General features: G+C 75.3%; 25 protein-coding genes. 8 read left to right on the top strand and 17 right to left on the bottom strand.

The genetic code is table 11. The features are described 5' to 3' along the window. The first annotated feature begins 21 nt into the window (after positions 1–21). Both GA0070609_RS09855 and dinB read left to right on the top strand, forming a co-directional pair. Positions 22–393 carry a hypothetical protein gene (locus tag GA0070609_RS09855; protein ID WP_157748104.1) on the top strand — a complete coding sequence of 124 codons (372 nt, stop codon included), beginning with the start codon at positions 22–24 and terminating at the stop codon, positions 391–393. 154 nt (positions 394–547) lie between these two features. Continuing rightward, complete coding sequence (gene dinB / locus GA0070609_RS09850; protein ID WP_088997619.1) at positions 548–1,735, top strand: DNA polymerase IV; 1,188 nt, start codon at positions 548–550, stop codon at positions 1,733–1,735. Positions 1,736–1,815: 80 nt separating this feature from the next. On the opposite strand, the gene GA0070609_RS09845 is transcribed toward dinB, so the two are convergent. From GA0070609_RS09845 to GA0070609_RS09805, 9 genes are all read right to left on the bottom strand, one after another. After that, positions 1,816–2,034 carry a hypothetical protein gene (locus GA0070609_RS09845; RefSeq protein ID WP_088993527.1) on the bottom strand — a complete coding sequence of 73 codons (219 nt, stop codon included), beginning with the start codon at positions 2,032–2,034 and terminating at the stop codon, positions 1,816–1,818. Between the two features lie 145 nt (positions 2,035–2,179). Next, positions 2,180–3,817 (bottom strand): phosphoenolpyruvate--protein phosphotransferase, encoded by a 1,638-nt coding sequence (gene ptsP / locus GA0070609_RS09840; RefSeq protein WP_088993526.1) that lies wholly within the window; start codon positions 3,815–3,817, stop codon positions 2,180–2,182. After that, the gene (locus tag GA0070609_RS09835; protein WP_088993525.1) at positions 3,810–4,100 is read right to left on the bottom strand and encodes an HPr family phosphocarrier protein; all 291 of its coding nucleotides are present in this window, start codon (positions 4,098–4,100) and stop codon (positions 3,810–3,812) included. Before GA0070609_RS09835 ends, ptsP begins: the two co-directional genes overlap by 8 nt. A gap of 56 nt (positions 4,101–4,156) precedes the next feature. Continuing rightward, positions 4,157–5,197: a zinc-dependent dehydrogenase gene (locus GA0070609_RS09830; RefSeq protein ID WP_088993524.1), complete on the bottom strand. Its 1,041-nt coding sequence runs from the start codon at positions 5,195–5,197 to the stop codon at positions 4,157–4,159. Continuing rightward, positions 5,194–5,661, bottom strand: coding sequence for a PTS sugar transporter subunit IIA (locus GA0070609_RS09825; RefSeq protein WP_088993523.1), 468 nt, complete (start codon positions 5,659–5,661; stop codon positions 5,194–5,196). The genes GA0070609_RS09830 and GA0070609_RS09825 overlap by 4 nt, the downstream gene beginning before the upstream one ends. Next, on the bottom strand, positions 5,654–5,962 hold the full coding sequence (locus tag GA0070609_RS09820; RefSeq protein WP_088993522.1) for a PTS lactose transporter subunit IIB: 309 nt from the start codon (positions 5,960–5,962) through the stop codon (positions 5,654–5,656). Before GA0070609_RS09820 ends, GA0070609_RS09825 begins: the two co-directional genes overlap by 8 nt. A 5-nt stretch (positions 5,963–5,967) precedes the next feature. Further along, complete coding sequence (mtlA, locus tag GA0070609_RS09815) at positions 5,968–7,182, bottom strand: PTS mannitol transporter subunit IICB (protein WP_408630642.1); 1,215 nt, start codon at positions 7,180–7,182, stop codon at positions 5,968–5,970. A 43-nt stretch (positions 7,183–7,225) separates the two neighbouring features. Further along, positions 7,226–8,200, bottom strand: a complete 975-nt coding sequence (locus tag GA0070609_RS09810) for a 1-phosphofructokinase family hexose kinase (protein WP_088993520.1) — start codon at positions 8,198–8,200, stop codon at positions 7,226–7,228. Continuing rightward, entirely contained in the window at positions 8,197–8,958 is a 762-nt protein-coding gene (locus GA0070609_RS09805) for a DeoR/GlpR family DNA-binding transcription regulator (protein WP_088993519.1), read from the bottom strand. Before GA0070609_RS09805 ends, GA0070609_RS09810 begins: the two co-directional genes overlap by 4 nt. Positions 8,959–9,138: 180 nt before the next feature. Between GA0070609_RS09805 and GA0070609_RS09800 the strand changes: the two genes are divergently transcribed. Continuing rightward, positions 9,139–10,011 (top strand): alpha/beta fold hydrolase, encoded by an 873-nt coding sequence (locus tag GA0070609_RS09800; RefSeq protein ID WP_197700249.1) that lies wholly within the window; start codon positions 9,139–9,141, stop codon positions 10,009–10,011. Here the strand turns inward: GA0070609_RS09800 and GA0070609_RS09795 are convergent. From GA0070609_RS09795 to GA0070609_RS09785, 3 genes are read right to left on the bottom strand one after another with little or no spacing between them, the layout of a single operon-like run. Beyond that, complete coding sequence (locus tag GA0070609_RS09795; protein WP_408630641.1) at positions 10,004–10,783, bottom strand: class I SAM-dependent methyltransferase; 780 nt, start codon at positions 10,781–10,783, stop codon at positions 10,004–10,006. The two genes, GA0070609_RS09800 and GA0070609_RS09795, sit on opposite strands and share 8 nt — an antisense overlap. After that, on the bottom strand, positions 10,780–11,457 hold the full coding sequence (locus GA0070609_RS09790) for a TIGR04282 family arsenosugar biosynthesis glycosyltransferase (protein WP_088993518.1): 678 nt from the start codon (positions 11,455–11,457) through the stop codon (positions 10,780–10,782). The genes GA0070609_RS09795 and GA0070609_RS09790 overlap by 4 nt, the downstream gene beginning before the upstream one ends. Further along, the gene (locus GA0070609_RS09785; RefSeq protein WP_088993517.1) at positions 11,454–12,128 is read right to left on the bottom strand and encodes a glycosyltransferase family 2 protein; all 675 of its coding nucleotides are present in this window, start codon (positions 12,126–12,128) and stop codon (positions 11,454–11,456) included. The genes GA0070609_RS09790 and GA0070609_RS09785 overlap by 4 nt, the downstream gene beginning before the upstream one ends. Before the next feature lie 146 nt (positions 12,129–12,274). Between GA0070609_RS09785 and GA0070609_RS09780 the strand changes: the two genes are divergently transcribed. Beyond that, a complete protein-coding gene (locus GA0070609_RS09780) occupies positions 12,275–13,663 on the top strand; it encodes a hypothetical protein (protein WP_088993516.1) in 1,389 nt (462 codons plus the stop codon). A gap of 131 nt (positions 13,664–13,794) precedes the next feature. On the opposite strand, the gene GA0070609_RS09775 is transcribed toward GA0070609_RS09780, so the two are convergent. Next, complete coding sequence (locus tag GA0070609_RS09775; RefSeq protein ID WP_088993515.1) at positions 13,795–14,856, bottom strand: NAD-dependent epimerase/dehydratase family protein; 1,062 nt, start codon at positions 14,854–14,856, stop codon at positions 13,795–13,797. A gap of 171 nt (positions 14,857–15,027) precedes the next feature. Here GA0070609_RS09775 and GA0070609_RS09770 point away from each other — a divergent pair, with 171 nt between their 5' ends. The 4 genes from GA0070609_RS09770 to eccCb all read left to right on the top strand — a co-directional run bounded on the left by GA0070609_RS09770 (position 15,028) and on the right by eccCb (position 21,945). Further along, positions 15,028–16,401 carry a molybdopterin-dependent oxidoreductase gene (locus tag GA0070609_RS09770; protein WP_197700248.1) on the top strand — a complete coding sequence of 458 codons (1,374 nt, stop codon included), beginning with the start codon at positions 15,028–15,030 and terminating at the stop codon, positions 16,399–16,401. Beyond that, a complete protein-coding gene (locus GA0070609_RS09765; protein WP_088997616.1) occupies positions 16,394–16,858 on the top strand; it encodes a hypothetical protein in 465 nt (154 codons plus the stop codon). The genes GA0070609_RS09770 and GA0070609_RS09765 overlap by 8 nt, the downstream gene beginning before the upstream one ends. A 260-nt stretch (positions 16,859–17,118) precedes the next feature. After that, complete coding sequence (locus tag GA0070609_RS09760) at positions 17,119–17,595, top strand: hypothetical protein (protein WP_088993514.1); 477 nt, start codon at positions 17,119–17,121, stop codon at positions 17,593–17,595. A gap of 3 nt (positions 17,596–17,598) precedes the next feature. Further along, positions 17,599–21,945 (top strand): type VII secretion protein EccCb, encoded by a 4,347-nt coding sequence (gene eccCb, locus GA0070609_RS09755; protein ID WP_088993513.1) that lies wholly within the window; start codon positions 17,599–17,601, stop codon positions 21,943–21,945. Between the two features lie 29 nt (positions 21,946–21,974). Here eccCb and GA0070609_RS09750 read toward each other — a convergent pair whose 3' ends face one another. From GA0070609_RS09750 to GA0070609_RS09735, 4 genes are all read right to left on the bottom strand, one after another. Beyond that, positions 21,975–22,460, bottom strand: a complete 486-nt coding sequence (locus GA0070609_RS09750; protein WP_088993512.1) for a hypothetical protein — start codon at positions 22,458–22,460, stop codon at positions 21,975–21,977. Further along, on the bottom strand, positions 22,450–22,764 hold the full coding sequence (locus GA0070609_RS09745) for a hypothetical protein (RefSeq protein WP_088993511.1): 315 nt from the start codon (positions 22,762–22,764) through the stop codon (positions 22,450–22,452). Before GA0070609_RS09745 ends, GA0070609_RS09750 begins: the two co-directional genes overlap by 11 nt. 96 nt (positions 22,765–22,860) lie before the next feature. After that, on the bottom strand, positions 22,861–23,385 hold the full coding sequence (locus tag GA0070609_RS09740) for a hypothetical protein (protein WP_088993510.1): 525 nt from the start codon (positions 23,383–23,385) through the stop codon (positions 22,861–22,863). Between the two features lie 29 nt (positions 23,386–23,414). Continuing rightward, entirely contained in the window at positions 23,415–24,209 is a 795-nt protein-coding gene (locus GA0070609_RS09735; protein ID WP_157748103.1) for a hypothetical protein, read from the bottom strand. Positions 24,210–24,212 lie beyond the last annotated feature (3 nt).

The following is a 24,212-nucleotide window of genomic DNA, read 5'->3' as shown; positions in this document are numbered from 1 at the left end:
GATTGTTGCATTCTGGTTGCCATGGGAGAGGTGTTGCCGATGCCCGGGTTCGGCGACCTGTTCGCCGACGCGCGGGGCGACGATCGGACGATGCGAGTCAGCTACCACCCCGAGCGGGGGGCCGTGGTGCTGTCCCTGTGGAGCGGCACGGTGTGCCGGGGGTCCTTCCGGCTGGCCGTCGGCGACGCGCCCCGGCTGCTGTCGCTGCTCGGCCAGGTCAGCGCGGCCGCGGCGCCCGGGGCACCGCCGGACGACCCGACCACCAGGCAGGGCACCCGCGCGACGGCGGCGGTGCCCGCACCGGCCCCCGATCCGGTCGAGCAGACCGGCCAGATCGCCCGCCCGGCGCACCGCGCCGCGCTGCCGATCGTGCCGGCGCCACGGGTCGCCTGACGTCCGGGCCGGCACCCGGCAGCGGCCCGGGCGTCCCGCAGCCGGTCCGCCGTCCGTGCCCGGCCGGCGTTCGGCCCGCCGCCGAAGGGGCCGTGAGTGCGCACGTTCCGGCAGGTCAGTGCCGGAATCGCGGCGGCCGTGCGAACATGTGTTCGTGTCGGGCGAGGCGAGCATCCTGCACGCCGACCTGGACGCGTTCTACGCGTCGGTCGAGCAGCGGGACGACCCGCGCCTGCGCGGCCGGCCGGTGATCGTCGGTGGCGGGGTGGTCCTCGCCGCCAGCTACGAGGCGAAGGCCCGGGGCGTACGCAGCGCGATGGGCGGCCGGCAGGCCCGCCGGCTGTGCCCGGAGGCGATCGTGGTGCCGCCCCGGATGTCGGCGTACACGGCGGCCAGCCGCGCGGTGTTCGAGATCTTCCGGCAGACCACCCCGCTGGTCGAGGGGCTCTCGGTCGACGAGGCGTTCCTCGACGTGGGTGGCCTGCGCCGGCTGGCGGGGCCGCCGGCCGACATCGCCGCCCGGCTGCGGCACGAGGTGCGCCATCGGGTTGGCCTGCCGATCACGGTGGGCGTGGCCCGGACGAAGTTCCTGGCCAAGGTGGCCAGCGGGGTGGCCAAGCCGGACGGCCTACTGGTCGTGCCGCCCGACGGCGAGCTTGCCTTCCTGCATCCGCTGCCGGTGGAGCGGCTGTGGGGCGTCGGGCCGGTCACCGCGACGAAGCTGCGCGAGCGCGGCATCCGTACCGTCGGCCAGGTCGCCCGGCTCGGCGAGGCGACCCTGGTCTCGCTGCTCGGCGCGGGCGCCGGCCGGCACCTGCACGCCCTGGCGCACAACCGCGACCCCCGGCCGGTGCAGGTGGGCCGGCGCCGCGCGTCGATGGGGGCGCAACACGCCCTCGGCGGCCCGGCGCACTCGCCGGCCGAGCTGGACGCCGTCCTCGCCGGCCTGGTCGACCGGGTGACCCGGCGGATGCGCGGAGCCACCCGCACCGGCCGGACGGTGACGCTGCGGCTGCGTTTCGCCGACTACACCCGGGCGACCCGTTCACACACCCTGCCGAAGGCGACCGCGGACACCCAGCCGCTGCTCGCCGCCGCCCGGGCGCTGCTGCGCGCGGCCCTGCCGGAGATCGACCGGCGCGGCATCACCCTGCTCGGGGTCTCGGTGGCGAACCTGGACGGCGGGCACGTGCAGCCGCCGTTGCCGTTCGAGCGCGATCCGGGCGCCGACCTCGACGCCGCGGTCGACGCGGTGCGGGACCGGTTCGGATCGGCCGCACTCACCCGCGCGGTGCTGCTCGGTCGGGACACCGGCCCGGAGATGCCCCGACTGCCGGACTGACCGGCGGCCGCGCCGGGGATCGCGCCGGCCCGAAGCAGCAGCCGCCGGACGGGGGCACCGTCAGCGGGCCGCCGCCGTGTTCAGCAGGGCACCTCACGCCAGGTCGACCGGCCACCGCGCCAGGCGCTGGCGAGGATGACGGCGGCGGCGCGACTCGGGCAACCCTGCACCTGCGACCGGCCAGAGGCTCCGCCGATCTGCGCCTGCACCTCCCAGCGCTGCCCGTCGGTGCGGATGTACACGTCCCGGCGCCCGCGGGGGGTGGGGTCGCCGTTCCACCAATGCTGCTCAAGAGTCACAACCCCGACCGTAGAGCACCCGGATCGGAAGCAGTAGTGGCAGGTGGGTGCCGTTATCGGAGCGCGTCCGAGCGGCGGCGCGACCGGCCGGCGCCGGCCGTACCGGCGCCGTTCGTCGGCGCGGCCGCCGCGGTGGCCCGACAGATCACGGAGTGTTCGTGCGCGATGACGGTGCGCTGACGTCGCCCGCTGCCAACGCCTCGGCGGCCAGTCGTCGGCAGTCCGCGAGGGTGTGCGCGGCGAGCGCCTCCCGCACCTCGGGCACGGCCCGGGGCGCCATCGACAGGCTGGTCACGCCGAGGCCGACGAGAACGGGTGCGAGCCTCGGGTCGGCCGCCGCCTCGCCGCAGACCCCGACCGGCTTGCCGGCCGCCTGGCCAGCGGCCGCGCAGGCGGCGACCAGCTCGAGCAGCGCGGGCTGCCCCGGATCGAGCAGGTCGGCGAGTTGCCCACACTGGCGGTCGGCGGCGAAGGTGTACTGGCTCAGGTCGTTCGTGCCGATGCTCAGGAAATCGACCACGCCGAGCAGCGCCCGCGCCCGGAGCGCCGCCGCCGGCACCTCGACCATCGCCCCCGCCGTCGGCAGACCGACATCGCGACAGACGGCGGCGAACCCGGCCGCCTCGGCGACCGTCGCCACCATCGGCGCCATCACCCAGACGTCGGCCGTCGCGGACCGGGCCGCCTGCGCGATCGCCTCCAGTTGAGCGCGCAGGACGTCCGGTCGCCGCCGCGCCAGGCGCAGGCCGCGAATCCCCAGCGCGGGGTTTGGCTCGTCGCCGTGATGAAGGAACGGCAGGGGTTTGTCGGCCCCGGCGTCCAGGGTCCGGACGATCACCCGCCGCCCGGGCAGTGCGGCGAAGACCTCCGCGTACGCCGCGGCCTGCTCGTCGCGGCCGGGCGCGTCGGCCCGGTCCAGGTAGAGCAGTTCGGTGCGGAACAGCCCGACGCCCTCCAGGTTGCCGTGCAGGTCCCGGGCCGACCCGATGTTGCCGTACAGCGCGACCGGGTGCCCGTCGGCGGTGCGGCCCGGCCCCTGCCCGGCGGCGAGCCGCCGCCGGCGGCGTTGCTCGGCGATCCGGCTCGCCGCGATGGCGTGCCGGTCGACGCCCACCGCGACCTCGCCGGTCGAGCCGTCGACGGCGACCGGTACGCCGTCGGCGATCTCCAGCGCGCCCGGGCAGCGGACCACGGCCGGCAGCCCGGCGGCGCGCGCCAGGATGGCGGTGTGGCTGGTCGGGCCGCCGTCCTCGGTGACCAGAGCGAGCACCCGCCCGGGGTCGAGCCCGGCGGTGTCGGCCGGCGCGAGGTCGCGGGCGACCAGCACGAACGGATGGCCGGGGTCGGGGATGCCGGGCGGCGGCAGGCCCAGACACGCGGCGACGGCCCGGTCCCGGATGTCGTCCAGGTCGGCGACCCGTTCGGCGAGATAGCCCCCGGCGGACTGGAAGGCCTGCCGGTGCACGGCGAGCACGCGGTCGATGGCGACCGGGGCGCTGCACCCGGAACGCACCTGCGCGAGCACCGCGGCGGTCAACTCGGGGTCCTCCGCCATCAGGACCTGCGCTCGCAGGATCTCGGCGCCGGCGCCGGACGCGGCGGCCGCGGCGCGGCGGGTCAGGTCCGCGGCCACCGCGGCCAGCGCCGCCGCCGCTCGGCCGGCCTCAGCGTCGGGATCGGTCACGGGGGTGGGTGCGGGCACTGGTGGCGGCGGCGTCATCCGGTACGCCGGGCCGGCCGCGCGGCCAGGGCTGACGCCGATGCCGCGCAACGATTCAACCATCGCCCTGCTGCCCTTCCTCGGCGTCCAGGTCACGGGCGATCAGTGCGGCCAACGCGTCGAGCGCCGCGTCGGCGGCCGGGCCGTCGGCTTCGAGGATCACCTCGGTGCCGTGCTTGGCGGCGAGGGAGAGCACCGACAGCATGCTGCGGGCGGGTACCGGGGACCTGCCGCTGGTCCGGATGGTCACTGGGACGGGCTGGGCCGCGGCGGCGGCGACGAAGATCGCGGCGGGCCGGGCGTGCAGGCCGCTGGCGGAGCCGACCGTGACGGTTCGGGTGGGCATTCGCTGGCTCCTTCGCGGGGAGGGGGCGGCGGGGTTGAGGGGTGGCGCTCGCCGGGTCAGGGCTCGATGGTCACCTTGATCGCCTCGCCGGCGGCCACCAGGTCGAACGCGTCGAGCGCGCCGTCGAGCGGCAGCCGGTGGGTGATCAGGTCGCCGACCGGCACCGCGCCGGATGCGATGAGGCGCAGCGCCTCGGCGTTGTGGTCGGGACTGGATCCGTTCGCGCCGACGATCGTCAGTTCGCGGTAGTGCACCAGGTTGGCGTCCAGGTTGATCACCGGCTGGTCCTTGGGGAGGCCACCGAAGAGGCTGATCCGGCCCTGCCGGGCAGCCATCTGGACGGCCTGTTCCTGCGCCGCCCCGGACGCGGCGGCGGTGACGACGACATCGGCTCCGCGCCCGTCGGTGAGCTTCAGGACGGCGTCCACCGGGTCGACGTCGGCGGCGCAGACGGCCGCGTCCGGTGCGACCAGGGCCGCCGCCCGGTCGAGCCGGTCCCGGTTGAGTTCGACGAGGACGACCCGGGCGGCGCCCCGGGCCCGGGCCAGGCGGACGTGCAGGCAGCCGATCGGGCCCGAACCGATCACGACCACGTCGTCGCCCGCGCCGACCCGGGCGAGGTTCTGCCCGTTCAGGGCGCAGGCGAGCGGCTCGGCCACCGACGCCTCGGCGTAGCCGAGCCCGTCGGGGATGCGGTGGAGCCCGCCGACGGCGAGCACCTTGGCCGGTACGACCAGGTACTCGGCGAAGCCGCCGTCGTAGTGGTAGCCCATCGACTCCTGGTTGGGGCAGACCGTGCGCCGCCCCCGGCGGCACTCGCCGCACCGCCCGCAGGGGATGGCGGCGATGACCTGGACCCGGTCGCCCGGCGTCCACCTGTCGACGCCCGCGCCGACCGCCACCACCTCGCCGGCGATCTCGTGCCCCATCACCCGGGGCGGGACGATGTGGTGGTGGCCGAAGCGGGAGATCTTCACGTCGGTGCCGCAGGTGGAGCAGTTGCGTACCCGGATCTTCACGTCCCCCGGCCCGGGCTCGGGCTCCGGTACGTTCTCGAGCCGGACGTCGCCGGGAGCGTGGAAACGCAGGACCTTCATGCCGCTGGTTCCTCTCGGGTCTGGAGGTCAACGGCCGCGCCGGACAGCAGCCGTCGTACCTGCTCGGGGTGGTCCGCCTCGCGCAGCGCGCGGGCCCGGTCCGGGTCCAGGAGGATCTCGGCGAGTTCGGCGAGCAGGTCGACGTGACCGTCGCCCTGGGCGGCGATGGCCACGCAGACCGTGACCCGGTCGCCGCCCCAGTCCACCCCGGCGGGAAAGCGGAGGACGGCGAGGGCGTCCCGGCGGATCGCCGTCCGGCCGCCGGAGGTGCCGTGCGGGATGGCGACCCCCTCCCCCACGTAGGTGGAGATGGATCTCTCCCGGTCCAGCATGGTCGTGACGTACGCCGGGTCGACGGCGCCGATCTCGACCAGCACGGCGCCGCAGCGCCGGACGGCGTCCTCCCGGGTGCTGGCCTGCTCGTCGAGCCGGATGGCGTCCGGCGTCAGCAGGTTGTCATCCATTCAGCTCACCGCCGGTCTGCACGGCCTTGACGACCTTGGCCACCGCCGGGTCGCCGATGAAGACCCGGATCGGGATGACGATCACGTCCGGTGCGCTGCGTCGGGCGCGCTCGGCGAGGCCCTGGTGGCAGATCACCACGTCGGCGTCGGCCGGGATGGCGTCGACCGGCGTGTGCTCGACGGTCACCGAGTGCTTGCCGAGTTGGCGGCGGAGCTGGCCGGCGAGCATCGCGCTGCTGCCCATGCCGGCGTCGCAGGCGACGACGACCTTGCGGATGGCGGTGCCGTGGATGGTGGTCATGGTGATCAGGCCTCTCTCACGGGGCTGGGGCTGCTGCCGTCGTCGAGCGACTCGCGGGCGGTCGGCGCCGGCCGCTTGTTGGCGGCCGACCGGCGTTGCGCGGCGGCCAGCTCCGCCCGCTCGAGGTCGGCCTGCTCCTCGGGGGTGACGGCCTCGCCGTCGGCGTCGTCCGGCTCCTTGCGTCCGAACGCGAGCAGCACCGCCGCGACGCCGAAGGTGACCGCGGCGGCGATCAGGATGCCGAGGGTGACGCCGAACCAGCCGCCCTTCGGGGTGACCGCGAAGTAGGCGAAGATGCTGCCCGGCGAGGGTGTGGCGACCAGGCCGGCGCCGGTGACCATGAAGGTGGAGACGCCGGCCGCCCCACCGGCGATCATCGCGAGGATCAGGCGGGGCTTCATCAGCACGTACGGGAAGTAGACCTCGTGGATGCCGCCGAGGAAGTGGATGATCATCGCGGCGGGTGCGGTCGGGCGCAGCGACCGCGGGCCGAACAGGAAGTACGCCAGGAGCAGGCCGAGCCCGGGACCGGGATTCGTCTCGATCATGAACAGGATCGACTTGCCGTTCTCGGCCGCCTCGGTCACCCCCAGCGGCCCGAGGACGCCGTGGTTGATGGCGTTGTTGAGGAAGAGGACCTTCGCCGGCTCGACGATGACCGACACCAGCCCGAGCAGATGGTTGGTGACCAGCCAGTCCACGCCGTCGCCGGCCACGTTGGTCAGGGCGCGGACGACCGGGCCGATCCCCCACACGCCGACCAGGGCCATGCCCGCGCCGACGATACCGGCGGAGAAGTTGTCCACCAGCATCTCGAACCCGGGGCGGACCCGGTCCTGGACGAGCCCGTCGACCAGCTTCACGAGATACGCGGCCAGCGGCCCGATGATCATCGCACCGAGGAACATGGGGACCTCGGAGCCGACCACGATGCCGACCGTGGCGACGGCGCCGACGACGGCGCCGCGCTGACCGTGCACCAGGCGACCGCCGGTGTAGCCGATGAGCACCGGCAGCAGCATGGTGATCATCGGCCCGACCAGGGCCGCGAAGTCCTCGTTGGGCAGCCACCCGGTGGGGATGAACAGGGCGGTGATCAGACCCCAGGCGATGAAGGCGCCGATGTTCGGCATCACCATGCCGGCGAGGTGGCCGCCGAGCCGCTGGATCGTCGCCTTGACGCCGGTGCCGTGGACCGGGGGTGTGTAGGGAGTGGCCATCAGGTGCTCCTTCGACGCCAGGTGGGATGGGGGTCGGGTGGAGTCAGTTCAGGGTGGGCAGCGGCCGGGCCCGGTCCGGCCGGGGATGCAGGCGGACGGTCTCCCGGCGGATGTCGGCGGGGCGGGGCATCCGGCTGCCGGGCAGGCTCACGGCGGCGGCGCCCCAGGCCAGCGCTTCGGTCAGCGCCACCGCGGCCCGTTCCGGGTCGCCCTCGCCGGCGGCGGCGACACCGCCCGCGGCGAGGAAGCCGGCGAGCAGGGCGTCGCCGGCACCGACAGAACTGCGTGGCCGGGGCACCGGCGCCGCGCCGGCGAGCACGCCGCCAGCGTCGACCAGGACGGCGCCGTCCGCCCCCAGGCTGGCAAGGACCGCGCCGGCCCCCCACGAGCGCAGTTCCTGCGCGGCGTCGACGACGTCGTCGAAGCAGGTCAGCGGGCGCTCGACCACCTCGGCCAGTTCGTCCCGGTTGGGTTTCAGCAGGGCCGCGCCGGCCGTCGCGGCCGCCCGCAGGGCCGGCCCGCTGGTGTCCACGACCAGCGTGTCCCCCGCGGCCACGACCCGTGTGCAGAGTTCGAGGAACGCCTCGGCCGGCAGGCCGGGTGGTGCGCTGCCGCAGGCGACCACGCAGCCGCCCGCTCCGGCTTCGGCGAGCACCTGGTCGGTGACCGCGGTGAACTCGCCGGCGCTCAGCTCCGGACCCGGCTCGTTTATCTTCGTGACGGTGCTGTCCGGCTCGGCGAGGGTGATGTTCGACCGGGTACGACCGGAGATCGGTAGCGCCCGCACGTCGACCCCCTCGGCGCGGAGCAGGCGGATGAGCTGCCCACCCTCGTCACCACCGCAGGGCACCAGCGCCCGCGACGGCACCCCGTTCGCCAGCAGCGCCCGGGACACGTTCACGCCCTTGCCACCCGGTTCGAGATGCGCGGCGGTCGCACGGATGACGTCACCGCGGACGAGTTCGCCGATCTCGATGGTGCGGTCGAGACTCGGGTTGAGGGTGAGCGTCACGATCATGCCCGCACCACCCGCACCCCGGCGGCCTCCACATCGGACGCCAGCTCCTCGTCGACGCCGAGGTCGGTGATGAGCAGGTCGAGGTCGGACAGGGACCCGAACCGGGCGAAGTAGTCGTTACCGATCTTCGTGTGGTCGGCGAGCAGCACCACCCGGCGGGCCGCGCTGATCATGGCTCGCTTCACCGCCGCCTCGGCCGGGTCGGGCGTGGTGAGGCCCCGCTCGACGGAGCAGCCGTTGGTGCCGAGGAACGCGACGTCGACGTAGAGGTCGGCGAGTGGGCGTAGCGCCCAGTCGTCCACGGTCGCCAGGGTGCGGCCGCGCAGCCGCCCGCCGAGCAGCAGGACGTTGAGGTTCGGCCGGGTGCCGAGGATGGTGGCGAGGACCGGGGAGTTGACGACGACGGTCAGCTCCCGGTCGGTCGGCAGCGCCTCGGCGAGGCGGGCCGTCGTGGTGCCCGCGTCCAGGATGATGGCGCCCTCCTGCGGCACCTCGGCCAGGGCGAGCTTCGCGATGCGTTCCTTCTCCTCGATCAGGACCGAGTCCCGGGCGGCCAGCGCCGGCTCGAACCCGATCCGTTCCATCGGGATGGCGCCGCCGTGCACCCGACGCAGGACGCCGGCCCGCTCCAGCGTGGTCAGGTCGCGCCGGATGGTCTCGGCAGTGACCTGGAGGCTGTCGGCGAGCGTCGCCACGTCGACGCGTCCGTTGGACCGTGCCAACCGGACGATCTCCTGCTGTCGCTCCTCGGCGTACATGTGGTTTCACCGCCGTTTCGAGTTGGTGCCTTTTTGTTTACGCCCGTTCATGTGGGGTGTCAAGGGTTGCCTCGCCCCGCGCACGCCGTCAGGGTCGACCTCCTCGTTGAGCAGATGGGCCCGCCCCTGTCGCGCGCCGCCGATCCGGCGTCCGACATCCGACGGGTAGGGAGGAAGCTGGTGTTCGACGGTTTCGAGGAACTGGACGTCGCCACCGCCGAGAGCGTCATCCACCTCCGCCGGGGTGGCGGTGGCCCGCCGGTCCTGCTGCTGCACGGGATGCCGGAGACCCACCTGATGTGGCACCGGGTCGCGCCGCGGCTGGCCGAGCGCTTCACCGTCGTCGCCACCGACCTGCGCGGCTTCGGCGACAGCGGCAGCCCGCCCAGCGACGCCGAGCACACCCCGTACGGCATGCGCGAGGTGGCCCGCGAGCAGGTGGCGGTGATGCGGTCACTCGGGCACGACACGTTCGCCGTCGTCGGGCACGACCGCGGCGGCCGCTGCGGCTACCGGATGGCGCTGGACCATCCGGATGTCGTCACCCGGCTCGCGGTGCTCGACATCGTGCCCACCGGCGACGCGTTCGGCCGCGCCGACATGGACTTCAGCCTCGGGTTCTGGCTCTGGTCGTTCCTCGCAGCGCCGGAGCCGGTGCCCGAACGGCTCATCGCCGGGGCGCCGGAGGTGATCGTCGACCACATGCTCGACGACCTCTCCGAGGTGCCCGACGCGTTTCCGACCGACGTCCGGGCCGCCTACGTCCGGACACTGCGCGACCCGGACCGGGTCCACGCCGTCTGCGAGCAGTATCGCGCCGCCGCCACGCTGGACTACCGGCAGGACGAGGCCGACCGGGGCAGCCGCCGGATCACCTGCCCGGTGCTGGTGCTGTGGAGCCACGCGGGCCCCGTGGCGAGCTGGTACCGGCCGCTGGAGGTGTGGCGGGCGTGGGCCGACGAGGTGACCGGCGGGCCGGTGGCGGCCGGCCACTTCCTGCCCGAGGAGGCGCCCGAGGAGACGACCCGGCAGTTGCTGACGTTCCTCAGCTAGGCGTCGCCGCCGGTCCGGCCGGTTCGGCGAACGGCCCGGCGAGTTCGGCGGACGACCCGGCCGGTTGGGCGAAAGGCCCGGCGAGTTCGGCGAACCTGCGCGGGCCCGCTTCGAAGATGTCCCGCACCGCGAGGCCGGACGTCTCCGCCACGCCGTGCACCGCGGCCGTGTCCAGTCGGGCCCACCGGAACGTCCGGCCGCGACGGAGCACGCCGTCGGTCGACCGGGACGCCAGCCGGGCGTGCCCGCGCCACAGGCCCGGCCCGGGCGGTTCCAGCTCGACGACGATCGTCCCGGTCGGATGGAGCAGGTGCCGGCACCGCCGCAGCAGCGCCACCGGGTCGCCGCCGATGCCGATGTTGCCGTCCATCAGCAGCACGTGACGCCAGCGGCCCTCGGCGGGGAGGGCGGTGAAGACGTCCCGCCGGATGGCGACCGCACCGCGCATCCGGGTGAGCCGTACCGCGTGCGCGGAGACGTCCACGCCGAGCGCGGTGCGGCCGGCCCGGGCCAGCGCGAGGGTGAACCGGCCCGGCCCGCACCCGACGTCCAGTGTCGGACCGGCGCAGCGGACCACCACCGCCGCCGTCGCCGGCTCGGGCGGGCCGTGCCACCGGCGTACCGGCAGCGGGGCGTGGTGGCCGTCGCTCTGCTCCAGCCAGTGGGTGCCGGGGTGGGGGCGCAGGGCGGCGGCGAAGGCGACGTCAGGGGCGTCCGGGACACTACCGGGACCCAGGTCGCGGTTGGCCGCCCCGACGGCGTGCACCGTCACCGGCGACCACCGGCGGGCAGCGGCCGCACCGCCGCCACCTGACGGGCGAACCGGCTTCCGGTGGCCTCGGCGGCCACCGCGAGCGCGTCCGGCCACTCGTCCACGTCGCGCAGCACGGGCAGCGCCGCGGGCCGCAGCCCTCGCTCGTCGAGCGCCGCCCGGGTGTGCCACGCGGTCCGCGCGGTGGACATCGGCACGGTACGCAGGGCGGCGGCGTGCCGCGGGTCGCGCAGCCCGAGCGCCCACCAGCCGCCGTCGACGGCCCGGCCGAGCGCCGCGTCGGCCGAGGCGAGCCGGCGGATCGCGGCGCCCAACCGGGCGGGGGTCAGCTGCGGGGTGTCCATGCCGATCTGCACCACGGCCTGTCCCGGGAAGGCGACCGCGACCTCCGCGTGGGCGTTGGCCAGCCGCTCACCGAGTCCCGCGCCGCGCTGGGCGAACACGGTCCAGCCGGCGAGCGCCACCGCCAGCTCGGCGCCGCGCTCGGCGTCGTCGAGCCGCCCGGACAGCGCCAGCACCGGGACCGCGCCGGGCACGGCGCGGACCGCGTCCAGGGTGTCCAGCAGGGCGGCCGCGGCGATCCGGGCCGCCTGGGCCGGGGTCGCCGGCGGGGCCAGCCGGGTCTTCACCACGCCCGGCACCGGCGCCTTGGCCATCACCAGCAGCACGCTCATCGCGGCCGGCCGACGGTGCGCAGCACGCCGGCGAAGTCGCGGGTGGCGCGCAGGGTGCCGCGTACCGAGCCGGAGACCTTGGACCGGGTGCCGGCGGCGCGTGGGGCGTAACTGACGTCCAGCTCGTGGATGCGCCAGCCGGCGGCGGCGGCGCGAATCAGCAGTTCCAGCGGGTAGCCGAAGGCGCGGTCGGCGACACCGAGGGCGAGCAGCGCGTCGCGGCGGGCGGCGCGGATCGGGCTGAGGTCGCGCAGCGGTACGCCCCGCTGCCGCAGCAGGGCCGCGATCAGCGCGGTGCCGGCGCGGGCGTGCCACGGCCACGCCCCGGCCGAGACCGGCCGGCGCCGTCCCACGCTGAGGTCGGCGGCCCCGTCGGCCACCGGCGCGACCAGGGCGGGCAGCTCGCCAGGATCGAAGGAGCCGTCGGCGTCGAGCACGCAGACCAGTTCCGCCTCGGCCGCCTCCAGCCCGGCGTGCACGGCGGCGCCATACCCGCGGCGCGGTTCGTGCACCACCCGGGCGCCGTGCCGGGCCGCCACCTGCGGCGACCCGTCCCGGGATCCGTTGTCCACCACGATGGCCCGGTAACCGGGCGGCAGCGCGGTGAGCAGGCCGGGCAGGGCGGCCGCCTCGTCCAGGCAGGGCAGCACCACGTCGATCTGGGTCGGCATACCGCCGACGCTAGGACGCCAGCCGGGCGCCGGAGGGCAGATCGGCCCTTACGGATCTGTTACCGACGGATGGGTTCTTACCGGACGGTGACAGTCCCGCCGTTCGCCTGTCGTGGACGGTGTCGAGGACGTACCGTGCGGTCGGCATGAGGACGACCACGAGGCCACCCGACGCGCCCGGGCGGGCGCCGACCCGCCGGCGGCGGGTCGACCTGACCGTGCTCGGGGTCGAGGCGGCGCTGCTGCTCCTCGCCGTGGCGGTCGGCGCGGTGCTCAACGCCCGCGACACCGGCCTGCACGCGGACGCCGCGCCGCTCTACGCGACCTGGCGGCCGCACCTCGGTTGGGGCACCCCGGCGGCGGTGCTGGTGGCGGTCGTGACGGTCGGGGCCGGGGTGCGGTGGGCGTCGACCGCCCGCTGGGGCCCGCTGCTCGGCACGGCCTGGCTGGCGTCGGCGGCGTGGACGCTGTCCCTGGCGCTAGTGGACGGCTGGTCGGCCGGGCTCACCGAGCGGCTCACCCCGCAGGCCGAGTACCTGCACGAGGTCCCCGGGGTCACGGACGTCCCCGCCATGCTGGCCGGGTTCACCGGACGGATCCTGGACTTCCAACCGGACTCGTGGTCCACCCACACCGCCGGGCATCCACCCGGCGCGCTGCTGTTCTTCGTCGGGCTGGACCGGGTGGGGCTCGGCGGGGGCACCGCCGCCGCGCTGGCATGCGTGCTGCTGGGCACCAGCGTCACCGTGTCGGTGCCGGTCGCGTTGCGGGCGCTCGGCGCCGAGCCGGCCGCCCGCGCGGTGCTGCCGTTCCTGGTGCTGCTGCCGGGCGCGGTGTGGGTGGGTGCCTCGGCCGACGGCGTCTTCACCGGCGTGGTCGCCGCGGGGCTGGCCCTGCTGGCGGTCCGCGGACGACTGGCACCCGCCGCCGGCGGGCTGCTGCTCGGCGTCGCGCTGCACCTGTCGTACGGCTTCGTGCTGGTCGGCGTGCTGGCGGTGGCGGTGCTGGCGCTGCGGCCGGCGGGGCGGGTCGCCGCCCTGGCCGCCGGGCTCGCCGGAGTCGGCACCGTGGTGGTCGCGTTCACCATGGCCGGCTTCTGGTGGTGGGACGGCTACCGGCTGGTGGTGGAGCGGTACTACCAGGGGTGGGCGGCCGACCGGCCGTACGGCTACTGGGTGTGGGCCAACCTGGCGGCGCTGCTGCTCTGCGCCGGCCCCACGGTCGGGCCGGCGCTGCGCCGGGCGGTGGCGGCCGGCGTGGTGGCGGTCCGGTCCGCGTGGCGCAGCGCCACCCTCCGGCTCGCTGCGCGGGCCGCCGGGCCGACAGTGGTGCTGCCGGTGGCCGCGGCGGTCGCGGTGCTCGCCGCGGACCTGTCCGGGCTGAGCAAGGCCGAGGTGGAGCGGATCTGGCTGCCCTTCGCGGTCTGGCTGCTGGTTGCCACCGCACACCTGCCGGCGGCGACCCGCCGCTGGTGGCTGGCCGGTCAGGCGGTGACCGCGCTCGCGGTCAACCACCTGCTCTGGACGGTCTCCTGAGCACGTCGCGGCAGCGCGGCGGCCGGTCAGGCGGGCAGAGTCGCCGGCTCCGCTCCACGCGTCGGTGGCGTGGCGCCGGTCAGGCGGGCAGGGCCGCCGGCTCGCGCAGCGGATCGGTGACGTGGTGCCCGTCAGGCGGGCAGGGCCGCCGGCTCGCGCAGCGGGTCGGTGGCGAAGGCCGCCACGCCGTCGGCGAACCGGACCCGGGCGGTGAAGCCGAGCAGGTCGGCCGCGCGGGTCGGGTCGGCGACCACGTGCCGGACGTCGGCCGGGCGGGCGCCGCCGACCACCATCGGGGCCGGTCCGCCCATCGCGGTGGCCAGGGTGGCGGCCAGCTCGCCGACGGTGCGCGGCTCCCCGGAACAGACGTTGACCGCCGTGAGGGGCTCCGAGGGCGCCGTGGCCAGCGCGAGCAGGTTGGCCCGCGCCACGTCGGTGACGTGCACGAAGTCCCGCCGCTGCCGGCCGTCCTCCAGCACGGTGGGGGGCCGGCCGTCGGCCAACGCGGACCGGAAGATCGAGGCCACCCCGGCGTACGGGGTGTCGCGCGGCATGCGTGGGCCGTAGACGTTGTGGTACCGCAGCGCCCACACCTGCCCGTCGGTCTGCCGGGCCCAGGCGCCGGCCAGGTGCTCCTGGGCGAGCTTGCTGGCCGCGTACGTGCTGCGCGGTTCCAGGGGCGCGTCCTCGGGCACCAGCAGCGACGTCAGCGGGTCGGCGCAGCGCGGGCACGTCGGGTCGTAGCGGCCGGCGGCCAGGTCGGCGGGGCGGCGCGGGGCGGGACGGACGACACCGTGGCTGGGGCACTCGTAGCGGCCCTCGCCGTAGACCACCATCGAGCTGGCCAGCACCAGCCGGCGCACGCCGGCGCGGTGCATGGCGGCCAGCAGCACCGCCGTGCCGTAGTCGTTGTGGCTCGCGTACGCCGGGGCGTCGGACGGGTCCAGCCCGTGGCCGACCATGGCTGCCTGGTGGCAGACCGCGTCGACCCCGGGCAGCAACCGGTCGAGCAGGTCGGGGTCGCGGACGTCGCCGACCACCGGGGCGTGCGGGCGGCTCCACTCCGGCAGCTCGGCGCCGTGCGCCTGAGGCAGCAGCGCGTCCAGCGCCACCACCTCGTGCCCCGCGCCGGTGAGCAGGTCGACGACCTGGGACCCGATGAACCCGGCCGCGCCGGTGACCAGTACCCGCATCCGGTCAGGGTAGGTCGGCCGGCACCGCCGCCGGGGCGGTTCGCCGGGCCCGTAAGCACCCCGAAACATCGGCCACCCCCGTCGGTGGCGGCGGCGGCTGGCGCAGGCGGTAAGGATCCGGTAATCGCGCAACCCGGGCCCGACCGCCGGCGCCGCCTCTAGCCTGCGGGAGTGAGCACCGACAGCGGTTCCCCGCCCGGCGGCGCCCCGGTCACGCCGGAGCCCGACCGGGCGGCGTACGGCTTTCCCCGGCGGTGGTGGCGGTTCCTGGCGCGGCATTCCCCACCAGGCGCCGCGACGGTGGCCGGCCGCTGGCGCAGCCCGCTGCGCGGCCCCTGGCTGACCAGCGTGTTCGGGGCGGTATTGCTGGTCACCCTGCCGTTGCTGATCGTCACCGGGCTGCTCGACCACGCCGCCTACAGCCCGCAGTTCGGTCAGGCGTTCCCCCGCGACGTGGGCTGGCTGCGGCTACCGCCGTTCGACTGGCCGACCCGCCCGTCCTGGCTGTTCCGGCTCACCCAGGGGCTGCACGTGACGCTCGGCATCATGCTGGTCCCGGTGGTGCTGGCGAAGCTCTGGTCGGTCATCCCGAAGCTGTTCGACTGGCCGCCGGCCCGCTCGGTCGCGCAGGTGCTGGAGCGACTGTCGCTGCTCCTGCTGGTCGGCGGCATCCTGTTCCAGTTCGCCACCGGGCTGCTGAACATCCAGTACGCGTACCTGTTCGGGTTCGACTTCTACACCGCGCACTACTACGGCGCCTGGGTGTTCACCGCGGCGCTGGTCGCGCACGTGGGCTTGAAGCTGCCGCGGCTGGTCTCCGCGCTGCGGTCCCGCCCGCCCCGCCGCGAGCTGGCCACCCCGCGGGCCGGCACCCGCCCCGAGCCGCCGGACCCGGACGCTCTGGTGCCCGTCCACCCCGGGGCGGCGACGATCAGCCGGCGCGGCGCCCTCGCCCTGGTCGGCGGGCTGTCCCTGCTGCTGGGCGCACTCACCGTCGGGCAGAGTCTGGACGGGGCGTGGCGTCGCACGGCCCTGCTGCTGCCCCGCGGCCGCGAGCCCGGTGGCGGACCGAACGGCTTCCCGGTCAACCGCACCGCTGCCGCCGCCGGCGTCCGGGACGACGACACCGGCGAAGGGTGGCGGGTGACGCTGCGGGCCGGCGGGCGGACGGTCGCCCTGGACCGCGCGGCGTTGCTGGCCCTGCCCCAGCACACCGCCCGGCTGCCGATCGCCTGCGTGGAGGGCTGGTCCACCCTGCAGACCTGGACCGGCGTCCGGCTGCGCGACCTCGCCGCGCTCGCCGGGGCGGGCGACCTCAACTCGGCGCACGTCCGCTCGCTGGAGCGGGCCGGGCTGTTCAACCAGGCGACGCTGCAGGCCAACCAGGTGCTCGACGGCGACTCGCTGCTCGCGCTGACCGTCAACGGGGCGGACCTCTCCCCCGACCACGGCTTCCCGGCGCGGATCATCGTCCCCGCGCTGCCCGGCGTGCACTGCACGAAGTGGGTCAGCGAGATCGAGTTCCGGACGCGTGGCGATGGCTGAGCTGCGCTCCCGGCTCCGCGCGGCGTACGGCGCCGGGGCGCGGCACCTGCTGCTGATGGCGATCGCCTTCGCGGTCACCGGATGGGTGGCGCTGCGGCTCGCCGGGGAGCCGACCGCCGGGGCCATGCTGGTCTGGTTCGTCGGCGCGGCGATCGCCCACGACCTGGTGCTCTTCCCGGTCTACGCGCTGGCCGACCGGGCCCTGCGAGCAGCCGTCCGCCCGCCGGCGGCCGGGCCTTCGCTGGTGAACCACATCCGGGTGCCGGCGCTGGCCGCCGGGCTGCTGTTCCTCGTCTACCTGCCCGGCATCCTCCGGCAGGGCGGGCCGACCTACCGCGCCGCGACCGGCCAGGACCAGCAGCCCTTCCTGGGCCGCTGGCTGCTGGCCACCGGCGTCCTGTTCCTGGCCAGCGGCGCGGTGTACGCGCTGCGCCGGCTCCGCGCACGCCGCCCCTGAGGCCCGCCGCCGGCGCCACTGAGGCCCGCCACTGGTGCCGCTGAGGCCCGCCACTGGTGCCGCCGGAAACGGCCGGCGGGCGCTGCGATGACGCGGGTCGACACGTCCAGCGGGCCGTCGCCCGATGGGGCGCCGCCAGGCGTCCACCCTCGCCGACCTGTCCGCCGGACGGTGGAGGGTCGCTCCTCGACGGCGGCGGGCGACGGCCATCGACGTCGCGGCAGTGGTGTTGAATGTAGACACTCGTACGGAGGTGTGCTGTGACCGAGCTGCTGCTGTCGATCCAACCGCGACCGTCGACGCCCGCCGAGCGGGTGGACGGGCTCGCCGGCCAACTGGCGGACGACCTGCGTACGGTGCCGGGGCTGCGGATCGCGCACGCCCAGTCGGCGGCCGACGGGCACGGCAAGTCGCAGCAGGCGTGGGAGCTGGGGATGCTGGCGGTGGGCGGCCTCTTCTCGGCCGCGAGCCTGCGCGCCCTCGCGTACGTCGCCGTCGCCTACGCCGACCGGGTCAAGGCCCGGTCGATCACGCTGCGCAGCGGCGACAACGAGCTGGTGATCACCGGGTCGACCCGGGTCGACGCGCGCCTCGTCACCGAGCTGACGCAGCTCATCGGCGGCACACCGGCGGGCACCGCCGAGCTTCCGGCCCAGGCGGGCACCGCCGAGCTTCCGGCCCAGCCGGAGCGACGGCCGGTGGCCGGTCAGCACGGTGGCGGCGGCGCCGGGAGCTGACCCGTGGGAGAGCGCCGCGCCCTGCTGATCGCCAACGACCGCTACATCGACGAGTCGTTGACGGACCTCTACGCACCGCGGGAAGAGGCGCGTGACCTGCTGAGCCTGCTGGCCGACGCGGACGTCGGCGCCTTCGACCAGACCATGCTGCTGGAGAACGAGTCGAAGAGCTCGATCGAGCGGGCGATCGAGTCGATGCTCCGGGCGGCCGGGCCGGAGGACCTGGTCCTGCTCTACTTCTCCGGCCACGGGGTGCGCAGCAGCAAACGGGGCCGGCTCTACCTGGCGGTCGCCAACACCGAGGTGGACCACCTCTCCTCGACGGCGGTGTCCGCGTCCTTCGTCCGGGAACTACTCGACGAGTCGGACGCCGCCAGCTCCGTGATCCTGCTGGACTGCTGTTACAGCGGCGCGTTCGAGGGGCACGGCCTGAAGACGACCGACGACCTGGCCATCGACGGCGAGCTGCGCACCGGCTACGGCCGCTACGTCATCACCGCTACCAACTCGGTGGAGCGGGCCGACGACGGCCGGCCGGCCTCGGAGACCACGTCGCGGCTGCGCTCGGCCTTCACCGAGACGATCATCCAGGGCCTGAGCACCGGCGCGGCCGACATCACCGGGCAGGGCCGCATCACCCCGGACGACCTGTGGCGGTACGTCCGGCTGGAACTGCCGAAGCGGACCTCCTCCCAGTCACCGTGCCAGTTCGGGCAGGCCAGCGACGAGGTGCACATCGCGCTGTCCCGGGAGGGGCACCACCGCCAGCGGCGCCGGCGGGACCAACGCGAACCGCGGCTCGGCGACCTGCTGGGTCCGCTGGAACCCGGTGGCGACGTGAAGCTCTGCGCCACCGACTGGCGGCGACGAGGGCTGCTGAAGGTGCCGATCGGTCAGGCGCAGCGGATCGACCAGCCGGCCGGTGAGCTGGTCTGGCTCGACCTGGCCGCCGCGGAGGGGCACCTGCTGCTCGTCGGCCGGACCGGCACCGGCAAGACCACGCTGTTGTGCTCCCTCATCGCCGGGCTGGCGCTCACCCACTCCGACCGGGAGGTCGCCTTCTACTGCCTGGAGTCGGGCGGAAACCTGCTCGGGCCGATGCGGCGGCTGCCGCACGTCCGCGCGGTGGTCGGCGACGACGAGGTCGGTGCGGTGCGCGCGCTGCTCGACCTGCTGGAACAGGAGGTCCTCGACCGCAAGCAGCTGTTCCGGCGGCACGAGCTGGAGTCGCCGGCCAGCCTGCGGGCCTGGCGGGCCGGCGTCGAGGCCAACCCCTATCCGGACGTGTTCCTGGTCGTCGACCGGTGGCAGGACTTCGCGACGCTGTTGCCCGACTTCGCCCCCCGGGTGGTGGACCTCGCGAACAAGGGGCTGGGCTACGGGCTGCACGTCGTGGTGCTCGAACGCAGCTGGCGGGTCATCCCGGAGGAGTTGCTGGAGCTGCCCCAGGCCCGGATCGAGACCCGGCTGTCGCAGCCGCACGAGTCGCGGGTCAACCCGGACCAGGCCGCCCGCCTGCCGATGAACGTGCCGGGCTGGGCCCTCTACGGCCGGCGCACCTTCCGGGTGGCGCTGCCCGACCTCACGGTCAGCGGGACCGATCCGGAGACGGAGATCGAGACCGAAGGTCGGCCGACGGGCGGGGCCCGGGCGATGGTGTCGGTGATCGCGGAGGCCTGGGGCATGCCCCGGGTCGACGCCGGCCGGATCGACGCTCGCCCCGACACGACCAGGGCGCTGGACGAGCCGTTGGCCGTCCTCGGCATCCCGGACTACGCCGCGTTGTGGAGCTTCGCGGGGCACCGGACCCCGCTCGGACCGGACTACCTGCGGGTGCCGATCGGCGTCGACGATGGCGGGGCGCCGGTGCTGCTCGACCTGAAGGAGTCGGCGCAGGACGGGATGGGGCCGCACGGGCTGCTCGTCGGCGCGACCGGCTCGGGCAAGAGCGAGCTGCTCCGTACGATCGTCGTGGCGCTCGCGGCGCGACACTCGTCGGCCGACCTCAACCTCGTCCTGATCGACTTCAAGGGCGGCGCCACCTTCAGTTCGCTGGAGGGACTGCCGCACACCAGCGCGGTCATCACCAACCTCGCCGACCAGCTCCCCCTGGTCGAGCGGACGCGCGAGGCGCTCGCCGGCGAGCTGGTCCGGCGGCAGGAGCTGCTGCGGACGGCCGGCAACTACGTCTCCCGGCTCGACTACGAGCGGGCCCGGGACGCCGGGGCGCCGCTGGCGCCGCTACCCAGCCTGCTGATCATCTGTGACGAGTTCAGCGAGCTGCTCGCCGCGCAACCCGACTTCATCGATCTCTTCGTGATGATCGGCCGGCTGGGCCGGTCGCTCGGCGTGCACCTGCTGCTGGCCACCCAGCGGCTGGAGGAGGGGCGGCTGCGCGGGCTGGACACCCACCTGTCGTACCGGATCGGCCTGCGTACCTTCTCCGCGTTCGAGAGCCGCACCGTGCTCGGCGTGCCGGACGCGTACGAGCTGCCCAACGCCCCCGGCCACGGCTACCTGAAGACGGGCGCCGCGATGACCCGGTTCCGGGCCACGTACGTCTCCGGTCCGCCGGCCCTCACCGGCGTCGACGCCGGCGCGACCGTGCCCCCGGAACTCGCCGGTCGCAGCCTGCTCCACGTCGTGGTGCACCAGTTGCGCGACGGCGGGCCGCCCGCGCACCAGATCTGGCTGCCGCCGCTGGCCGAGCCGCCCACCCTGGACGAGCTGCTGCCGCTGACCCGCAAGCCCGCCCGCGGCCTCACCTCGACCGTCGGCGCCGGGTCGCTGACCGCGCCGGTCGGCCTCGTCGACCGGCCGTACGAGCAGCGCCGCGACCCGTTGCTGGTCGACCTCGCCGGGGCCGGCGGCAACGTGGCCGTCGTCGGCGCCTCGCTCAGCGGCAAGAGCACCATGCTGCGCTCGCTGATCGCCTCGCTGGCGCTGACCCACACCCCGCGCGAGGTGCAGTTCTTCTGCCTCGACTTCGGCGGCGGCGCGCTGCGCAGCCTCGCGGCGCTGCCGCACGTCTCCGGGGTGGCCGGCCGCCGCGACACCGAGGCGGTGCGCCGCACGGTCGCCGAGGTGTTGGCGCTGCTCGACGGGCGGGAGGCCCGCTTCGCCGAGCAGGGTGTCGAGTCCATGGCCAGCTACCGCCAGCGGCGCGCGGCCGGCGAGTTCCCCGACGACCCGTTCGGCGACGTGTTCCTCGTCGTGGACGGCTGGAACATCCTGCGCCTGGAGTACGCCGAGCTCGAGGAGACCGTCACGCTCCTCGCCCAGCGCGGGCTCCAGTACGGCGTGCACGTGGTGCTCACCGCCATCCGCTGGTCGGAGCTGCGGCTCAGCATGCGCGACCTGCTCGGCACCAAGCTGGAGCTGCGGCTCGGTGATCCCAGCGAGTCGGAGTTCAACCGGCGGATCGCGGCGAACGTCCCGGAGGCGGCGCCGGGCCGCGGCCTGACCCGGGATCGGCTGCACTTCCTCACCGCCCTGTCCCGCCTCGACGGCAAGCACAGCGTCGACGACCTGGCCGAGGCGACGGCCACGCTGGCGGACCAGGTCGCCGAGGCCTGGCCGGGCCGGTCCGCACCGCCGGTGCGGATGCTGCCGCGCCGCCTCACCCGGGCGGAGTTGAACGAGGTGAGCGACCCGTCCGCCGCGGGCCTGCCGATCGGCGTCGACGAGGCCTCGCTCGCGCCGGTCTACCTCGACCTGGACAGCGACCCGCACCTGACCGTGTTCGGCGACGCGGAGTGCGGCAAGAGCAACCTGCTCCGGCTGGTCGCCCAACAGCTGGTGGCACGCCGCACGCCGGCCGAGGCCCGGCTGGTGGTCGCCGACTACCGCCGCAGCCTGCTCGGCGCCGTGCCCGCCGAGCACCTCCTCGAGTACGCACCGTCCAACCAGGGCTTCGCCCAGGCGCTCGCCTCGATCCGGGAGGCCATGACGAACCGGCTGCCCGGCCCGGACGTCACGACGGAGCAGCTACGGACCCGTAGCTGGTGGCGGGGGCCGGAACTGTTCATCCTGGTGGACGACTACGACCTGGTGGCGTCGGCGGGCAACAACCCGCTCAGCGTGCTGCACGATCTGCTGCCCCAGGCCCGCGACATCGGTCTGCACCTGATCCTCGCCCGCCGGGTCGGCGGCCTCGCCCGGGCGCTCTACGAGCCGGTGCTCCAGCGGCTGCGCGAACTGGATTCACCCGGGCTGCTGATGTCGGGCCACCGCGAGGAGGGGCAGGTGCTGGGCAACCTCCGGCCGCAGCCGATGCCACCCGGTCGTGGCACGCTGGTACGCCGCCGCGACGGTGCCCGGCTCATCCAGACCGCCCTCGCCGAGTCCTGACCTCCCGGCGGGCCGGTGCCCCGCCGGGGTCAGCGGGACGCCGCCAGCGCGGCGAGGACGTCGGCGGCGCGGGCCCGCGCCGCGTCGGCGTGGGCCATCGCCTCGGCGAGCGCGGCGGAGAGCCGCCGGGCGAGCGCCCGCACCGCCATCGGCGCGGCGCCGGCGGCCGGCGGAACGACCTCGCCGTCCGGCGTGACGACGAGCCCCAGCTGGTGCGCCTCGGCCACCGTCCGGCTGATCAGCTGTTCGGCCCGGGCCACCTCCCGGTCCCGGATCGCCAGCGCTTCGGCGACGGCTCGGTAGGTGTCGTGGGCGTCCTCCAGGCGCCGGACCAGGCGGCGCAGCGTCTCATCGACGTTGTCGAGCCCGACCCCCGCGCGCCAGTGCGCGGGCAGGTCACGGTGCACCCGATGGAGCTCGTCCGCGGCCTGCCCGGCGGCCCGTGCCGCGTCCGCCCACCGGTCGACCGCGTCGGTGCCGGCGACGGCCAGCCGCCGGTGCGGGTCACCGGCCATCGGAGACGTCCCGGAGCAGGCGGGTCAGTTGGGCTGCCATCTCCTCGTCCACCGTCCGCACGGAACCCGCGACCTGTCGGACGATGCCGGCGAGTTCGCGCAGCTCGCTGGCGGTGCGGGGCAGCTCGTCCAGCCAGCGCGTGGCCGCGTCGCGCAGCGGCCGGCCGTCCGGACCCGCCGTCGCGGGCAAATCGCCGCTGTCGGGCCACTCGACCGCCGCCAGGCGCTCCGCGACACCGGTCATCCGGTCCGCCAGGCCCGCCAGGCCCGCCGGATCCACGTCGAGCCAGCTCTCCCTGCCCACGGTCGCCTCCCGCCACCGTCGCCCGTGCGCAAAGCCTAGTCGAGCCGGCGGCGACAGTCCGGTCCCGCCGGGCCGGGATGCCGGCGCCGGCAACAGTCAGACGGCGGTGGCCCGGGTCACCTTCCAGTCGCCGCCGACCCGCTCCAGGGTGAGCACGACCCGGTTCTGGTCCACCTTCTCCCCCGCCGTGGTGACGTTGCGCCGGTACTGGTTGAGGTAGACCAGCAGTTCCACCCGGTCGGCGGTGGCGGTGACCACGCCGGTCGAGGTGACCTCCGCCAGCACCACCGCCTGCTGCTTGGTGGCGGTCTGCTTCAGCGTCGCCGTGGTCTGCGCGTACTCGTCGGCGAAGGCGCCGGTGGTGAAGGTCCGGGCGTTCGCGACGCTGTCGTCGAAGGTCCGGTAGTCGTACGAGAAGATGGCCTTCGCGGCCGCCGGGGCGGTGGCCAGCGCCTGCCGGACGGCGGCGTCGCGGCGGTCGGCCGCGCGGTCGGCGTACCAGCCGGCGACGGCGACGCCCGCCGCCAGCACGATCGCCACGACCAGCGCGGGCACCGGCCGGACCCGCGGCGGGCAGGCGGGCCGCAGCCGGGGGCGTGGGATGCGGGCGAGCAGACGCATCGGTCCTCCTTGGAGTCGTCGCGCCGGGGTCATCCGACGAACTGCAGTCGGGACACGAGCCATTCACCGGAGTCCCGGTCGCGGACCATGTCCAGTTGGATCCGGTAGTGCGACGGCCGACCCTCGGGCGCCTTGGCGTTCTTCACGGTGGCGTCGACGGCCACGATGACCACCGCCCGGTTCCGGTCGCCGGAGACCAGGCCGGCGCGCAGCACCGACCCCCGCGAGTCGACCTTGTTCTCCACCACAGCGGCGCGGACCTGCGCCTGACCACGGGTGAACTCGTCCTTGAACTCGCCGGTCGCCCCGGCGGAGATCCGCTGCAGGTCCCGGTCGACGCTGGCCGCGCTGACCGAGACGAAGTCGACGCTGGCCTGCCGGGCCGCGGCCACCGCCGCCTGGTGGGCCTCTTCGACGGCGCGCACGGTGTACCAGCGGTGCCCGTAGAATCCGGCCCCGGCCAGGGCCGCGGCGAGCAGCACGACGAGCAGGCCCACGAGAGCTCGCCGGCGGCCGGCCACGGCCCGGTCCACCGCCGCGCGGTCGGCGGCGGTCCCGTCGGCCGCCGCGGGCTCGTCGGTGGCGGACGGCTCGTCCCCGGCGGGTGGGTCGTCGGCCCGTGCCGGGTCGCCCAGCGCCGTCAGCTCGTCGACGTCGTCCGGGTCCGCCACCGGCTCCTGGTCGAGCCGCTCCAGCACGGCCTCGATCGACGGCTCCGGCCGCGGCACGGGACGGCTGACCAGCCGGCGCTGGGCCGGCCGGCCGGGTGCGCCGGCCTTGGCACCCTTGATCACTTTCAGTCTGCGGTCCCTGCGGGTCTGCACGGG

Source organism: Micromonospora echinaurantiaca (assembly GCF_900090235.1).
Lineage (GTDB): Bacteria > Actinomycetota > Actinomycetes > Mycobacteriales > Micromonosporaceae > Micromonospora > Micromonospora echinaurantiaca.
The sequence above is the reverse complement of the archived record's forward strand: the minus strand, read 5'-3'. Positions and strand labels throughout refer to the sequence as shown.

Excerpts from the sequence above, each read along its gene's own strand:
- GA0070609_RS09785 (WP_088993517.1), bottom strand. The coding sequence starts at position 12,128 with ATGCCGACCCAGATCGACGTGGTGCTGCCCTGCCTGGACGAGGCGGCC.
- GA0070609_RS09740 (WP_088993510.1), bottom strand. The coding sequence starts at position 23,385 with ATGCGTCTGCTCGCCCGCATCCCACGCCCCCGGCTGCGGCCCGCCTGC.
- GA0070609_RS09825 (WP_088993523.1), bottom strand. The coding sequence starts at position 5,661 with ATGGATGACAACCTGCTGACGCCGGACGCCATCCGGCTCGACGAGCAG.
- GA0070609_RS09805 (WP_088993519.1), bottom strand. The coding sequence starts at position 8,958 with ATGTACGCCGAGGAGCGACAGCAGGAGATCGTCCGGTTGGCACGGTCC.
- GA0070609_RS09810 (WP_088993520.1), bottom strand. The coding sequence starts at position 8,200 with ATGATCGTGACGCTCACCCTCAACCCGAGTCTCGACCGCACCATCGAG.
- GA0070609_RS09835 (WP_088993525.1), bottom strand. The coding sequence starts at position 4,100 with ATGCCCACCCGAACCGTCACGGTCGGCTCCGCCAGCGGCCTGCACGCC.
- GA0070609_RS09780 (WP_088993516.1), top strand. The coding sequence starts at position 12,275 with ATGAGGACGACCACGAGGCCACCCGACGCGCCCGGGCGGGCGCCGACC.
- GA0070609_RS09790 (WP_088993518.1), bottom strand. The coding sequence starts at position 11,457 with ATGAGCGTGCTGCTGGTGATGGCCAAGGCGCCGGTGCCGGGCGTGGTG.
- GA0070609_RS09775 (WP_088993515.1), bottom strand. The coding sequence starts at position 14,856 with ATGCGGGTACTGGTCACCGGCGCGGCCGGGTTCATCGGGTCCCAGGTC.
- ptsP (WP_088993526.1), bottom strand. The coding sequence starts at position 3,817 with ATGGTTGAATCGTTGCGCGGCATCGGCGTCAGCCCTGGCCGCGCGGCC.
- GA0070609_RS09830 (WP_088993524.1), bottom strand. The coding sequence starts at position 5,197 with ATGAAGGTCCTGCGTTTCCACGCTCCCGGCGACGTCCGGCTCGAGAAC.
- GA0070609_RS09765 (WP_088997616.1), top strand. The coding sequence starts at position 16,394 with ATGGCTGAGCTGCGCTCCCGGCTCCGCGCGGCGTACGGCGCCGGGGCG.
- GA0070609_RS09855 (WP_157748104.1), top strand. The coding sequence starts at position 22 with ATGGGAGAGGTGTTGCCGATGCCCGGGTTCGGCGACCTGTTCGCCGAC.
- GA0070609_RS09750 (WP_088993512.1), bottom strand. The coding sequence starts at position 22,460 with ATGGCCGGTGACCCGCACCGGCGGCTGGCCGTCGCCGGCACCGACGCG.
- mtlA (WP_408630642.1), bottom strand. The coding sequence starts at position 7,182 with ATGGCCACTCCCTACACACCCCCGGTCCACGGCACCGGCGTCAAGGCG.
- GA0070609_RS09820 (WP_088993522.1), bottom strand. The coding sequence starts at position 5,962 with ATGACCACCATCCACGGCACCGCCATCCGCAAGGTCGTCGTCGCCTGC.